The organism is Sulfitobacter mediterraneus (assembly GCF_003054325.1).
GTDB classification, from domain to species: Bacteria; Pseudomonadota; Alphaproteobacteria; order Rhodobacterales; family Rhodobacteraceae; genus Sulfitobacter; species Sulfitobacter mediterraneus.
Window position 1 is genome coordinate 84481 of record NZ_QBKU01000002.1, and the last position, 14417, is coordinate 98897.

Annotated in this window: 14 protein-coding genes; 10 read left to right on the forward strand and 4 right to left on the reverse strand. The window is 59.3% G+C overall.

Features of this window, described 5'->3' with window-relative positions; genetic code table 11:
- Positions 1 to 74 precede the first annotated feature (74 nt).
- The 3 genes from C8N31_RS03505 (at position 75) to C8N31_RS03515 (ending at position 3232) form a co-directional block, all read left to right on the forward strand.
- A complete protein-coding gene (locus C8N31_RS03505; protein WP_025049114.1) occupies positions 75 to 1934 on the forward strand; it encodes an ABC-F family ATP-binding cassette domain-containing protein in 1860 nt (619 codons plus the stop codon).
- A gap of 24 nt (positions 1935 to 1958) precedes the next feature.
- Complete coding sequence (locus C8N31_RS03510; RefSeq protein ID WP_025049113.1) at positions 1959 to 2588, forward strand: MarC family protein; 630 nt, start codon at positions 1959 to 1961, stop codon at positions 2586 to 2588.
- Between the two features lie 62 nt (positions 2589 to 2650).
- The gene (locus tag C8N31_RS03515) at positions 2651 to 3232 is read left to right on the forward strand and encodes a retropepsin-like aspartic protease family protein (protein ID WP_025049112.1); all 582 of its coding nucleotides are present in this window, start codon (positions 2651 to 2653) and stop codon (positions 3230 to 3232) included.
- Positions 3233 to 3334: 102 nt separating this feature from the next.
- Here C8N31_RS03515 and C8N31_RS20515 read toward each other — a convergent pair whose 3' ends face one another.
- Positions 3335 to 3559 (reverse strand): GDCCVxC domain-containing (seleno)protein, encoded by a 225-nt coding sequence (locus C8N31_RS20515; RefSeq protein ID WP_081785716.1) that lies wholly within the window; start codon positions 3557 to 3559, stop codon positions 3335 to 3337.
- Positions 3535 to 3759 (reverse strand): mercury resistance system transport protein MerF, encoded by a 225-nt coding sequence (gene merF / locus C8N31_RS03525; protein ID WP_231476857.1) that lies wholly within the window; start codon positions 3757 to 3759, stop codon positions 3535 to 3537. Before merF ends, C8N31_RS20515 begins: the two co-directional genes overlap by 25 nt.
- A 410-nt stretch (positions 3760 to 4169) precedes the next feature.
- Between merF and C8N31_RS03535 the strand changes: the two genes are divergently transcribed.
- Positions 4170 to 4595, forward strand: a complete 426-nt coding sequence (locus tag C8N31_RS03535) for a MerR family transcriptional regulator (RefSeq protein WP_025049110.1) — start codon at positions 4170 to 4172, stop codon at positions 4593 to 4595.
- Between the two features lie 305 nt (positions 4596 to 4900).
- Here C8N31_RS03535 and C8N31_RS03540 read toward each other — a convergent pair whose 3' ends face one another.
- Positions 4901 to 5359, reverse strand: coding sequence for a DNA polymerase III subunit chi (locus C8N31_RS03540; RefSeq protein ID WP_025049109.1), 459 nt, complete (start codon positions 5357 to 5359; stop codon positions 4901 to 4903).
- A 5-nt stretch (positions 5360 to 5364) separates the two neighbouring features.
- Positions 5365 to 6837, reverse strand: coding sequence for a leucyl aminopeptidase (locus C8N31_RS03545; RefSeq protein WP_025049108.1), 1473 nt, complete (start codon positions 6835 to 6837; stop codon positions 5365 to 5367).
- A 135-nt stretch (positions 6838 to 6972) separates the two neighbouring features.
- Here C8N31_RS03545 and lptF point away from each other — a divergent pair, with 135 nt between their 5' ends.
- From lptF to rsmA, 6 genes are read left to right on the forward strand one after another with little or no spacing between them, the layout of a single operon-like run.
- Entirely contained in the window at positions 6973 to 8103 is a 1131-nt protein-coding gene (gene lptF, locus C8N31_RS03550) for an LPS export ABC transporter permease LptF (RefSeq protein ID WP_025049107.1), read from the forward strand.
- A complete protein-coding gene (lptG, locus tag C8N31_RS03555) occupies positions 8100 to 9197 on the forward strand; it encodes an LPS export ABC transporter permease LptG (protein ID WP_025049106.1) in 1098 nt (365 codons plus the stop codon). Before lptF ends, lptG begins: the two co-directional genes overlap by 4 nt.
- A 3-nt stretch (positions 9198 to 9200) precedes the next feature.
- Positions 9201 to 11357 (forward strand): LPS-assembly protein LptD, encoded by a 2157-nt coding sequence (locus tag C8N31_RS03560; RefSeq protein ID WP_338063665.1) that lies wholly within the window; start codon positions 9201 to 9203, stop codon positions 11355 to 11357.
- Positions 11345 to 12583 (forward strand): peptidylprolyl isomerase, encoded by a 1239-nt coding sequence (locus tag C8N31_RS03565; RefSeq protein WP_025049104.1) that lies wholly within the window; start codon positions 11345 to 11347, stop codon positions 12581 to 12583. Before C8N31_RS03560 ends, C8N31_RS03565 begins: the two co-directional genes overlap by 13 nt.
- Positions 12580 to 13554 (forward strand): 4-hydroxythreonine-4-phosphate dehydrogenase PdxA, encoded by a 975-nt coding sequence (gene pdxA, locus C8N31_RS03570; RefSeq protein WP_025049103.1) that lies wholly within the window; start codon positions 12580 to 12582, stop codon positions 13552 to 13554. The genes C8N31_RS03565 and pdxA overlap by 4 nt, the downstream gene beginning before the upstream one ends.
- The gene (gene rsmA / locus C8N31_RS03575; RefSeq protein WP_025049102.1) at positions 13551 to 14402 is read left to right on the forward strand and encodes a 16S rRNA (adenine(1518)-N(6)/adenine(1519)-N(6))-dimethyltransferase RsmA; all 852 of its coding nucleotides are present in this window, start codon (positions 13551 to 13553) and stop codon (positions 14400 to 14402) included. Before pdxA ends, rsmA begins: the two co-directional genes overlap by 4 nt.
- The last annotated feature ends 15 nt before the right edge of the window (positions 14403 to 14417 follow it).

Here is a 14417-nt window from a genome sequence, read left to right on the forward strand (position 1 = left end):
CGCTCCCTAACATGGGGTTTCGCAGTTGAAAAGCCGCGATTGACGGCGGGCCGGTCTTGGTCCACACCCCGCCCATGTTACGCATCTCAGAAATCAATTACTCCGTCGAGGGCCGCCCTCTGTTTGAAGAGGCCAGCGCCGTCATCCCCGAAGGTCACAAAGTGGGCCTTGTGGGCCGCAATGGTGCGGGCAAGACCACGCTGTTCAAGATCATCCGGGGCGAGTTGGGGCTCGATGCAGGGGCGATCACCCTGCCCTCCCGCGCCAAGATTGGCGGCGTCGCCCAAGAGGTGCCCTCCTCCGAGGTGTCACTGATTGATACGGTGCTGGCCGCCGACACCGAACGCGCCGCGCTGCTGGTTGAGGCAGAAACCGCCAGTGATCCGGGGCGCATTGCCGATATTCAGTCGCGGCTGGCCGATATTGATGCATGGTCCGCCGAAGGGCGCGCCGCGTCGATCCTCAAGGGTCTTGGCTTTGACGACGCAGAGCAACAGATGCCCTGCTCCGACTTCTCGGGCGGCTGGCGGATGCGTGTGGCTTTGGCCGGTGTGCTGTTTGCGCAGCCCGATCTGCTGTTGCTTGATGAGCCGACCAACTATCTTGATCTTGAAGGGGCGCTGTGGCTGGAAAGCTATCTGGCGAAATATCCCCATACGGTCATCATCATCAGCCACGACCGCGGATTGCTGAACCGTGCTGTGGGCGGGATCTTGCACCTCGAAGATCTGAAACTGACCTATTACCAAGGTCCATACGACCAATTTGCCCGCCAACGCGCCGAACAGCGTGCCGTGCAAGCGGCCATGGCCAAGAAACAACAGGCCCGCCGCGATCACATGCAATCCTTTGTGGACCGGTTTAAGGCCAAGGCCTCCAAGGCCAAACAGGCCCAATCCCGCCTCAAGATGATCGAAAAGATGGATATGATCGCCAGCCCTGAACAGGCGGCGAAACGTGTCTTTACCTTCCCCGAGCCAGAGGAACTGTCGCCGCCCATCATCTCTATCGAAGGCGGCTCTGTTGGCTATACCGATGGAAATCCGGTGTTGTCGCGCCTGAACCTGCGCATCGACCAAGATGACCGCATTGCCCTGCTGGGCAAGAACGGTCAGGGCAAATCGACCCTGTCCAAGCTGCTGTCGGACCGGTTGATCCTGATGGACGGCAAGGCGGTCAAGGCCAATAAACTGCGCATGGGGTTCTTTGCCCAACACCAGGTGGACGAGTTGCAGATCAAGGAAACCCCGCTGCAACACATGATCTCGGCGCGGCCCGGTGTCCTGCATTCCAAATTGCGCGCGCAGCTGGCCGGATTTGGCCTTGGCGCAGAACAGGCCGAAACCGAAGTGGGCCGTCTTTCGGGGGGGCAAAAGGCGCGTTTGTCGCTGCTGTTGGCCACATTGGATGCCCCGCATCTGCTGATCCTCGATGAGCCGACAAACCACCTTGATATCGAAAGCCGCGAGGCATTGGTTGAGGCGCTGACCCAATATTCGGGCGCGGTGATCCTTGTCAGCCACGACATGCACCTGTTGTCGATGGTTGCGGACCGTCTGTGGCTGGTGTCGGACGGCACCGTCAAACCCTATGACGATGATCTGGAATCCTATCGCAAGATGCTGCTGACCCCGTCCAAGCCGGTCAGCAAGAACGCCAAGCCCAAAGAAGCGCCCAAACCCAAACGCGCCAGCCGCGACGAGATCCTCGCGCTGCGCTCCGAAGTGCGCAAAGCCGAGGCGCGCGTTGAAAAACTCAACGAAATGCGCGACAAACTGGCCAAGAAGCTGGCAGATCCCGCTTTGTACGAAGACGGCAAGATCGGCGAACTTGAGGTCTGGAACAAGAAATATGCCGAAGTGATGGGCGCGTTGGAGCGTGCCGAAACGCTTTGGGTAGCGGCTGAAAGCAAACTGGAAAAGGCCTCCGCCTGATCCACCGGAACAAGGGAGCCGGGCATGGAACTGGACACCGCCTATACGATCACAGTGCTGGTCACCATGTTTGTGGTGATGGATCCGATCGCGATTGCACCGGTGTTTCTGGCCCTGACCCCCGGTATGACCAACGCACAGCGCCGCCGCATCGCATGGCGGGCGGTTTCTGTGGCTGGTTTTGTTCTGGCGATCTTTGCGCTGGCCGGCGAGGCGGTACTGACCTTTATCGGGATCTCCATGCCAGCCTTTCGCGTGGCAGGCGGGATTTTGCTATTCCTTACGGCCATCGACATGCTGTTTGATCGGCGCACCAAGCGCCGCAAGGACCGCGCCGATGAGGATGACCATGACGATCCGTCGGTTTTTCCCATCGCCATCCCGCTGATTGCCGGACCGGGCTCTATTGCCTCAATCATTTTGCTGACAGGCGAAAAACCGGGCTTTGAAGGGCTGGCGACCGTGGTTGTGATGACGGTTTTCACCCTTGCGGTGATGGCGGTGACCTTGCAGGCCAGCGGCCAGTTGGAACGGATCGGCAAGACCGGGATCAACGTGATCACACGCTTGCTGGGCATGTTGTTGGCCGCGCTGTCGGTGCAATTCGTGCTTGATGGTTTGGCCGCGTTTGGATTTGGTCCCGGCGCGGGCTGAAATATCGTGCCGCCGCCCCTATATCCCTTTCAGAACAACAGCGGATGAGCGGGAACTGATTTATGGCCGAAATGGAAACCGGACGGGTGATTTACCTTGTTGTGCTGCTGATCATGGTGGCGGGATGGTTTTTTATGCAATCGCGCGAAGGGTTGAACCGGACCCTGCAATATGCGGCGGTCTGGGGCATGATCTTTGTCGGCGGCGCGGCGGCTGTGGGTCTGTGGCAGGACATCTCGCGCAGCGGCTCTGGCGCACAGGTGCAAATGACCGGCGCAGGCCAGATCATCGTGCCTCGCGCCCGCGACGGGCATTATTACCTCACCGCGATGATCAACGGTGAGAATGTCCGCTTTGTCGTCGATACTGGCGCCACCGATATGGTGTTGACCCAAGCCGATGCGGAACGTGCGGGCATTGACCTTGAAAACCTCGCCTATCTGGGCCGTGCCAACACCGCCAACGGCCAGGTGCGCACCGCCTTTGTCCGGCTGAATGAGATTACTTTGGGGGATGTGACAGACCGCGATGTCTCCGCCGTGGTCAACGAAGGTGAGATGGAGCAATCCCTGATGGGGATGGGATACCTACAACGCTGGGGCCGGATCGAGATTGCCGGAGGTGAGCTGATCCTGACACGGTGATGTGGGGGGCTAAGGTCGGAGGATTGTGTTTTGGAGAAGGGTGAAATGAAGGTCTGCAATGAGCCCGTACCTACCAAATAGCTGCGACTTTGCGAACGACTGCTATGCGCAGCAAGACTTGCCTTCTTGAATCGGTGGGCAAGGAACGGTTGCGAATGAGCAAAACACGCAACAGTCACCCTCAAGCGGTTTCAGCACCGTCTGGCAGGACTTGCATTCATAGAACCACTGGCAAGCATCTGTCGGCATGGTTTCGATCTCAACATGCCCACAAAACGGACAGGTCAAAGTGGACTCCAAGACTACTTTTGTTTCTTCTGTCGCCATAACGCGTACCCCGTCAATATGAGAAAGCCTGCCAAAACCGGCAGTAGAACGGCATCGTTGTATAGAACGCCGAGTAATCCGGTCAGGCCAAGTGCCGTCAGTACGACCGGCAAGAGCGGTGTGAAGCAGCACAGGATCGCAAAGACCGTGCCGCCGATACCAAGTGCCAGTAACTTGCTCTTCATCGGGTCGATCTCCATAAATCCCACATGAACCTTTGCGCTGAGGCCTCCCAATAAGGGGAAGACAGCGCGACCAAGAATGCAATGCTTGCAAGAGATGCCCAGACGATAGCTGACCGCCTACGCGTCACGCATGGTTTTGGCCGAAACACCCGATACCACGCCCAGATAAGCGCAACGGCAACACCGAACAGGATGAACGCGCGATAAGCGATAAAGGGGCCAAGCATCGTCAACCATGTGCCGCCTAGGCCTATGATCGATAGACCAATCGGCAGAACGCAACATGACGCTGACAAAACTGCCAAAGCCGCCGAGACGGGCATCAACATTCGCTCGGCCAAGCTGGGTTCAATCGCTGTTTGTTCATTTGCATTCACATTCATTCTGTCCTTCTACTTCCTGTAGTGGCTACAGGAGCAAGCAAAATGTTCACGATTGGTAAGGCATCAGAGCAAAGCGGCGTGAATATAGAAACGATCCGCTACTATGAACGGAGCGGCGTTGTGCCAAATCCGGGTCGATCAGCAGGCGGGCGCAGGCTCTATTCACCCGACGAGATCGCAAAATTGAGATTTGTGCGCCGATGCCGAGACTTGGGTTTCCCTATCTCAATCATCCAAACATTCCTGTCCTTGACGAAGCAAAGTGATCGTTCTTGCGGAGAGGTGAAAACCTTGGCGGAAAGCCATTTAGATGAGATCAACACCAAGATCGAAAACCTGACACTCTTTCGCAAAGCACTTCTCAGCTTATCTGCGAACTGCGATGATGGGACAGCCGCGTGTCCTATGCTCGACGCTTTAATGAAAGATGGCTTTGGCGAATTGGGATCAGAGCAAAGCAGACTTTAGATAGACTTTCGTAAACGGCAGCATCGTCCGCATAGCCGCCGTTGGCTCTCCTGTGTGTCGTGCCCTACCCTACCAGTTGGCAATGAATGCCGACCGAAATTGTCAGATGTCGGGTATGAGCCCATTATGCTCTCTCAGATGGAGTGCAATTTGCCAAATCTACGATTTGGCAGCGCCCGAACCGCCCCGTTTTGCCGAAGGCAAACCTACGGTTTGACGGGGCGGGCGCTTTGCTTCCAGCCCTCGGTTCGGGCGCGGTGGCACTTTAGAGGCAACTAAGTCCGCATTCCTCCCTCCCCAACCTCTCAAGTCTCTGCCTTTTTCTCCCAACGTCCCGATTCCTCGGACCAGTATTGCGCCGATGCGCCTGCGTCCTTGAGGGTCTTCCACTGGCTGCGGGCATGGGCCACCGCCGCCTCGTCCATCCCGTCAAACAAGATGCACACCCGGTCCAATACGCCCACTTCTTCGGCGCTGACCTCTGCCCCATGTACTGACATCACACAATTGGGCTGGTTCGGGGCGTCCGCGGTTGTGGTCAGCAGAACCGGCTGATCCGCGTCCTGTGCGCCCCCTGCCATGCCATGCGGCAGAAAACCATCTTCCGGCCCGCGCCACAAAGCCTGATCCAGCGCGGCAAGGGCAGACGCATCCGTGCCGCGCACCGCAACCCGCCATCCGTTATCAAGCGATTTGCCCAGCAGCATCACCAGCGTTTCCGCCAGTGATTTGCGCGTCAGGTGATAGAAAAACGCAGCGCCCATTGGCGTTACTCCGCCTCATACCGATCTGCGATCAAACGGTTCAGCGCCGCAACGCCCCAGCCCGTCGCGCCAACAGGGGCCAGCGCGGTTTCGGATTTGACCGATGCCACACCGGCAATATCAAGGTGAATCCACGGCGTATCATCTTTGACAAACCGTTGCAGGAATTGCGCCGCCGTGACTGAGCCCGCAGGGCGTCCGCCGATGTTCTTCATGTCCGCGATCCGGCTTTTGAGCATATCATCATAGGCCTGCCCCAGCGGCATCCGCCACGCGCCTTCACCCTCGGCCTTGGCGGCCTTGAGGAAGTCATTGCACAGGTCATCATCGTTGGAGAACACGCCCGCGTTCTCATGGCCCAGCCCGATGATAATCGCGCCCGTCAAGGTCGCCAGATCAATCATCGCAGAGGGATTAAAACGCTCTTGCGCGTACCACATCACATCGCACAGCACCAAACGCCCCTCAGCATCTGTGTTGATCACCTCAACCGTGTCGCCTTTCATGGATTTGATCACATCACCGGGGCGCACCGCGTTGCCTGATGGCATGTTTTCCACCAGCCCAACCAAACCCACAACATTGGCCTTGGCCCCGCGCAAAGCGAGGCTGCGCATGACACCGGACACGACGCCCGCGCCGCCCATGTCCATGGTCATGTCTTCCATGCCTCCGCCGGGCTTCAGGCTGATCCCGCCGGTGTCAAACACCACGCCCTTGCCAACCAGTGCCAAAGGCGCATCGCCTTTCTTGCCGCCGTCCCAATGCATGACCACAACCTTGGAGGGGCTGTCGGACCCCTGCCCAACGCACAAAAGAGTGCGCATTCCAAGCTTTGCCAGCTCATCTTCATCCAGAACTTCAACCTTTAGGCCCAGTTCACCCATCGCAACAAGTTCATCGGCGAAGCTGCTGGTGGTCAACACATTTGCTGGCGCATTGGTCAAATCGCGGGTCATAAACGCGCCCTCGGCAATGGCCAACAATGGCGCGGCGGCTTCGCTGGCGTCCTCAGGTTTGCTGCACATGACGGTCACGGCTCCGGCCCGCGGTTTGGCATCGGATTTCTGCGCGTCATAGCCATAATCCCGCATCGCCAGACCAAAGGCCATCTCGGCCACCCGGCGCATGCCCGCTGCCAGAGCCAACACATTGGCTTTGCCGCGCCGCTTGGCCAATGACGCGCCCGCGCGGCGGGCCTCTTGCACCGATGCCTTGCGCGGCAGGAACACGACATCCACTGCCTGCGCGGCCAAACCTGTCGGGTAGGACATGACATGCACGTCCCCTGCCTTCGCCTTGGCAAAGCCATCGCCCTCAACGAGCCGCACCAGCGCACCGCGCATCAGCTTGTTAACCCGCCGCGCGCCAGCATCGAGCCGTCCGTCGGGATCAATAAACACGGCAATCCGCCCTTGATGCTCCGCGATCTGGTCAATCTCGGTGGTCTCGAATGTGATGGGTGTCAAAAATGTCATTGCGCAGGCCTCTGTCTGGTTTCGCGACAAGACCTAGCGCGGCACCGCCGACATGACCAGATAGCAGTTTTCGCCGATCAGATAATGCAGTAAGATTGTGCCAACACGCCGTTAGAGCAACTTGGGGGAGTCGCAGTGGCCAAATTCGACCGCTATTTGCTGTCGCAGCTTCTTGTGATGTTCGGCTTTTTCGCGCTGGTTCTGGTGGCCCTTTTTTGGATCAACCGGGCGGTTGTGCTGTTTGACCGTTTGATCGGCGATGGGCAATCCGCCCTTGTTTTCCTTGAGTTTACCTCGCTCAGCCTGCCGAAACTGATCACCACGGTCCTGCCCATCGCGGCCTTTGCGGGCGCGGTCTATGTCACCAACCGGATGAGCGGCGAATCTGAGCTGACGGTTTTGCAATCCACCGGCACCAGCCCTTGGCGGCTGGCGCGGCCGGTTCTGGTTTACGGTCTGTGCGTGGCCCTGATGATGAGCGTGCTGAGCCATTATCTGGTGCCAATGGCGCAATCGCAGCTGAACCAACGTGAAAACGAGATCTCGCAAAACGTTACATCGCGGCTTTTGACCGAAGGTACATTCCTGCATCCCACTGAAATGGTGACCTTTTACACCCGGTTGATCGACGAAGACGGGGTGTTGCGTGATGTATTCCTGTCGGACCGGCGCGATGCCGCGCAAGGTGTGATCTACACCGCAGCTGAGGCATATCTGGTGCGCAACGGGGATGGCACGACGTTGATCATGGTCGATGGGCTGGCGCAACGGCTTGGCACTGCGGACAATCGTCTTGCCACTGCCAAGTTTCGCGATTTTTCCTTTGATATCTCGGGCTTGATGACCAAAGCGCCAACGGGCAACAAATCGGTTGGCAATATGATCACTCCCGATCTGATTGGCGATTGGGATACCATTTCCGCCAATACCGGCGAGGCACCGGGATCCATCGCAGAGGAATTGCACGCGCGGTTTGCCCAACCGCTTTTTTGCGTGATTGCCGCGCTGGTGGGCTTTGCCACTTTGCTTTTGGGCGGTTTCTCGCGCTTTGGTGTTTGGCGCGAGGTGGCGATTGCCTTTGGTTTGCTGATTTCAATCGACGGCATTCGCGGCGTTCTGGTTGATATTGTCCGGGCAGATGCGCAGAACTGGCCGCTGCTTTATCTGCCTTCGGCGATCGGGTTTTTACTTGTGATTGGAATGCTTTGGCAGTCGGCCAACCCCGGATGGCTGCACCGTCTGCGCCGCAGAAGGGCCGCATCATGATCCTGCACCTGTATTTTGCTCGCCGTTTTGCGATGACCTTTTTGTTGATCACAGCTGTGCTGTTTGCACTTGTGATGTTGGTGGATGCGGTAGAACAGGCGCGCAAGTTTGGCAGCTATGACATTGGCTGGCAAAAAATCATGGGGCTGACCCTGCTCAATGCGCCGCAAACCATCAATCTGATCCTGCCCCTGATCATGATCCTTGCAACCGTCACACTGTTCATTTCGCTGGCACGATCATCTGAAATGGTGGTGACACGGGCGGCGGGGCGGTCTGCGTTGCGCTCTCTCATCTCGCCCGTGGTGGTCGCGTTGATCATCGGTTTTATGGCGGTTGGCATGCTCAACCCCATCGTGGCTGCGACCGGAAACCGGTATTTGCAGCTGTCGGAAAGCTATCGTGCAGGCGGCGCATCTGCCCTGTCGATCAGCGACGAAGGTCTGTGGCTGCGCCAGGGCAGCGCATCGGGGCAAACCGTGATCCGCGCCTGGCGGTCCAATGCCGATGCATCGGTGCTGTTTGATGTGACCTTCCTGTCTTATGACAACGCCAACGGCCCGGTGCGCCGGATCGAGGCCGGAAGCGCCGCTTTGCAAGATGGCGAATGGTCCCTGCGCAACGCCAAATCCTGGCCTTTGACCGCGGGACAGAACGCCGAGGCCAATGCCGAGACGTTTGAAACGCTGGTTATCCCATCGTCGCTGACCCTTGACCGCATTCGCGAAAGCATCGGCAAACCGGGGGCTGTGTCGATCTATGATCTGCCCACATTCATCCGCCAGTTGGAGCAAGCAGGTTTCAGTCCGCGCCGCCACAAGGTCTGGCTTCAAACCGAAATCGCCCGGCCGTTTTTCCTTGTTGCGATGGTTCTTGTTGCGAGCGCCTTTACCATGCGCCATACCCGTTTTGGCGGCACGGGGGTGGCCGTTCTGGCATCTGTCCTGCTGGGGTTTGGTTTGTATTTTATTCGCAGTTTTGCGCAGATTTTAGGTGAAAACGGGCAAATTCCCGTGATGCTGGCCGCTTGGGCACCGCCCGTGGCGGCGATTCTGCTGGCGCTTGGCCTGCTGCTTCACGCAGAGGATGGCTGACCGGTGCTGCTGCGTTCTTTTCTTTTTGCTGTTCTGGCCTTCGCGGCGCTGACCTTCGCTGCGCAGGCCCAGGACGCGCCGCCGCAACCGGCAGTTCTGATTGCCGATCAGGTCTATATCACCCGCGACCGTACCTTGGTGGCGCAGGGCAACGTCGAGGCGTTCCAAGGCACCACACAGATCCGTGCCAGCGCGATCCGCTACAATCAGGACACCGGCGCGTTGATCCTTGAGGGGCCGATTGTCATCACCGATGGCGATGACAGCGTGATCCTCGCGGACGCAGGCGAGCTGAACAACCGCCTGCGGTCTGGCTTGTTGCTTTCGGCCCGGCTGATCCTGAACCAGCAACTGCAACTGGCCGCACAGCAAATCAATCAGGTCGATGGCCGTTATAGCCAGCTTTACAAAGCGTCCGTCACTTCTTGCCGGATCTGTCAAGATGGCCGCCCGCCCCTGTGGCAGATCCGCGCCCGCCGGATTGTCCATGACAAGGTGGAACAGCAGCTCTATTTCGACGAGGCACAGTTTCGCATTCTGAATGTGCCGGTTTTATACATCCCGCATCTGCGACTGCCCGACCCAAACCTAAAACGGGCGACGGGCTTTCTTGTGCCATCCATCCGCACCACATCACAGCTTGGGACCGGGCTGAAGCTGCCCTATTTTATCAAGCTGGGCGATCACCGTGATCTGACGATCACGCCCTACCTGTCCAGCGCCACCCGCACGATTGAACTGCGCTACCGCCAAGCGTTCAAGCGCGGCTATATCACCTTTGACGGGGCGTTGACACGCGATGACCAAAGGCCGGGCAAACTGCGCGGATATCTGATCGGATCGGGCGCCTTTGATCTTGAGCGGGATTACAAGCTGACCTTCGATATCCAAGCCACCAGCGACCGCAGCTATTTTTCCGAATACGGCTATTTTGACGGAGATCGCCTGTCCAGTGACATCACCCTCAGCCGGACACGTCGGGACGAGTATATCCGCGCCAGTGTCTACAATTTCGAAAGCCTGCGGGACGGTGACATCAACGACAACCTCCCCACCATTGTTCTGGACGGTGAATATGAAAAACGCCTGTTTCCAAAAGCTTGGGGCGGCGAGATGCGCTTGAGCCTGCGCGCGCACAGCCACAGACGCAACTCGGACCGGGACACAGACGGGCCGGATGCGGACCTGATCGTCGATGGCCGCGATGTGGCGCGTTTGCATGGGCAGGCCGAATGGCTGCGCCGGTTCACCTATTCCTCTGGGATCGTGGCTGATCTACGCATGGGTGCCAGCTTTAACGTGTTTGACATCACGCAGGATCAGACCTTTCCGCAAAACCATTCCGAAGTTGTGCCGCACGCGGCGGTCTCGCTGCGCTATCCGATGGTACGGCATGATGCAGGCGGCGTGACACAGATGTTGGAACCTGTGGCGCAATTGGCCTGGACGGGCGGCAACCGGCTAAACGTGCCAAATGACGAAAGCACGCGGGTGGAATTCGACGAAGGCAACCTGTTGTCCCTCTCCCGCTTTCCGCGCCCAGACCGCCGCGAACGCAAAACCGTTGCCGCCATTGGCGTCAACTGGGCACGGTTTGACCCGACGGGCTGGAACGCCAATGTCAGTGTCGGTCAGGTGCTGCGCGGTGAGCCGGACACCGCCTTTTCCGCGACCTCTGGGCTGACTGGCACAACCTCAAGCTTTCTGATTGCCGGTCAGGTGAAAATGCCGGGCGGCTTTTCGATACTGGGTCGCAGCCTGATCGACGAGGATCTGGATTTCGCCAAAGCCGAGCTGCGCGGCATTTGGGAATTCAATCGCGGTTGGGTCTCGGGCAGTTACATCTGGCTTGATGCCGATCCGGCCGAAGACCGCGCGGATGCCGTGTCTGAGATTTTCCTCAAGGGGAACTACCAGATCAACAACCAATGGACCGCCCGTGCCGATTGGCGGTTCAACGTGGCAGACGACCGCGCCGCAACGGCGGGTGTGGGTCTGCAATATGACAATGAATGCGTTACCGTCGATCTCTCGGTCTGGCGGAGCTATTCATCCTCAACTAGTGTTGAGCCTACCACCAATATCGGCTTTAACGTCGGCCTACGGGGCTTTGCCGCGTCAACCGGAACAGAGAGATACCTGCGCTCATGTCGGAAATGATCTTTACCACCCTTACCAAGGCGGCTCGGACGCTGTCGCTGATGGCGGCTGTCACGCTTGGCGCACAAGCGGCCACTGCCCAGAACATGTTTGCGCCAGTGGCGCGGATCGACAGCATGGTGGTCACAGAATTCGAAGTGCAACAGCGCCAGCGGTTCTTGCAGCTGCTGAACGCGCCGGGATCTGACCGCGACAGCGTTGTTGAAGGTCTGATCGATGATCGCCTGCGCAACCGTGCTGCAAGCGATGTGGGTCTTGAGCTGACCGAGGAAGGCACCCAAACTGGGCTCAGCGAATTTGCAGCCCGCGCCAATCTCACCACCGAAGAATTTACCAAGGCGCTGGAGCAATCCGGCGTCGCCCGCGAGACTTTCCGCGACTATGTCACCACATCGCTGATCTGGCGCGAACTGATCCGTGCGCGATATCTCAATTCAGTAAACATCACCGAAGCCGAGATCGATCGCGCCATGGGCGCCAGCAGCGGCGGCAGCGGTCTGCGTGTGTTGGTCTCTGAGATCATCATCCCCGCGCCTCCGCCACAGGCCGCGCGAGTCAATGCTTTGGCGGGCCAAATTTCGCAGTCCACCTCTGAGGCGGAGTTCTCTAGCTATGCGCGGAAATATTCCGCGACCGCCTCTCGCGGTGCGGGCGGGCGTCTGCCTTGGACACCGCTGTCCAAATTGCCGCCGTCCCTGCAACCGCTGTTGCTGGCCCTTGCCCCCGGTGAGGTCACGTCTCCGCTGCCAATCCCCAATGCCGTGGCGCTGTTCCAGCTGCGAGCGATTGAGGAAACCGGCACCCCAACCCAAAGCTATTCTGCCATCGAATATGCCGCCTATTTCATCCCCGGCGGCCGGTCAGAGGCCGCATTGGCCGAGGCCGCGCGTGTGCAAGGCAAGGTTGATGTCTGCGACGACCTCTATGGCATCGCCAAAGGCCAACCTGCCGAGGTTCTGGTGCGCGAGACCAAGAAACCCGGCGAATTGCCCAAGGACTATGCCATCGAATTGTCCAAGCTGGACCCGGGCGAAACCTCCACGGCATTGACCCGCGCGAACGGTCAGAACCTTGTGCTGTTGATGCTGTGCAAACGCACGGCTGAGGCTAACGCAGAGACCGACCGCGATGCGGTACTGAGCGCCCTGCGCCAGCAAAAGCTGCAAGGCTATTCCAACCAGTTGTTGCAGCAATTGCGCGCCGAAGCCCGCATCATTTACAAATGAGCCTTGGCAGGCGGCCGGTTGTCCTGTCCTGCGGTGAACCCGCAGGCATAGGACCGGAGATCGCCGCATCGGCATGGGCCGCGCTGAAGGATGAGATCCCGCTGCTGTGGTTGGGTGATCCGCGCCATCTGCCGCAAGGCACCGCCTATGAGGTGGTCGATGATGCGTCGCAAGCCGCCGCACTGTCGCCTCGCGCCCTGCCCGTTCTGGCATATGATTTCGGCGGCCTCTCCGTCCCCGGACAGCCCGATCCTACCCATGCACAGCATGTGATAGACGTGATCGCCGCCGGTGTTGGGATGGTCTGCGATGGACAGGCCGCCGCCCTGTGCACCGCGCCCATCCACAAGAAGGCACTGATGGATGGCGCAGATTTTGCCTATCCCGGCCACACAGAATACCTCGCCGCGCTTGGCGGAGTAGAAGATGTGGTCATGATGCTGGCCTCTGACCAGTTGCGGGTGGTGCCAGCGACAATCCACATCGCGCTGGATCAGGTGCCAACTGCCCTGACCCCCGAGAAACTCCGCCGCACCATCGAGATCACCCATGCGGGGCTGCGCGATATGTTCGGGATTGCCACACCGCGCCTCGCTGTGGCCGGCCTGAACCCGCACGCGGGCGAAGGCGGTGCCATGGGCCGGCAGGAATGCGATTGGATCGCCCCCCTGCTGGACCAGATGCGCAGCGAGGGCTTTGATCTGGCGGGGCCACTGCCCGCCGACACGATGTTTCACGCCGCCGCCCGCGCCCGTTACGACGCGGCTGTGGCGATGTATCACGATCAGGCGTTGATCCCGATCAAGACGCTGGACTTTGACCGCGGGGTCAACGTGACGCTGGGCCTGCCCTTCGTGCGCACCTCGCCCGATCACGGCACCGCCTTTGACATCGCGGGCAAAGGCATCGCCAACCCAACCAGCATGATCGAAGCGATCAAAACCGCATATAGAATGGCCCAAAGCACATGAGCGCAATCGACACCCTGCCGCCGCTGCGCGACGTGATCGCCACCCACGGGCTTTCGGCACGCAAATCTTTGGGCCAGAACTTTCTGCTGGACCTGAACCTCACCGCCAAGATCGCGCGGCAAGCGGGAGATATGACCGCCTGTGACGTGCTGGAAATTGGCCCCGGCCCTGGCGGGCTGACCCGCGGGTTGCTGGCCGAAGGGGCGCGGCGGGTGCTGTGCATCGAAAAAGACAGCCGCTGCCTGCCCGCGCTTGCCGAAATCGCAGAGGCCTATCCGGACCGCTTGACGGTGATCGAAGGGGACGCGCTTGAGATCAATCCACTTGCCCATCTGACACCGCCCATCCGTGTGGCGGCGAACCTGCCCTATAATGTTGGCACTGAACTGCTGGTGCGTTGGCTGACCCCGCCGCAATGGCCGCCGTTCTGGCAAAGCCTGACCTTGATGTTCCAGCGTGAGGTCGCGGAGCGGATCGTGGCGCAGCCGGGATCCAAAGCTTACGGGCGCCTCGCAATTCTGGCGCAATGGCGGGCTGACGCAAAGATCGTGCTGCAATTGCCCCCCGGCGCCTTTACCCCGCCGCCCAAAGTCTCCTCCAGCGTGGTGCATCTGGACGCACTGCCCGAGCCGCGTTTCCCCGCTGATCCTGCCGTGCTGAGCCATGTTGTCGCCGCCGCTTTCAACCAACGGCGCAAGATGCTGCGGGCTGCATTAAAAGGTGTTGTGCCGGAAATCGAAGACGTGCTGAACGCCGCCGGAATCAAACCCACCGAACGGGCCGAACAGGTCTCCCTCGAAGGGTTCTGCGCCTTGGCCCGCGAGGTCGCCAAGGCCAAAGGCAAGTGATCCCGTTTCTCCCGT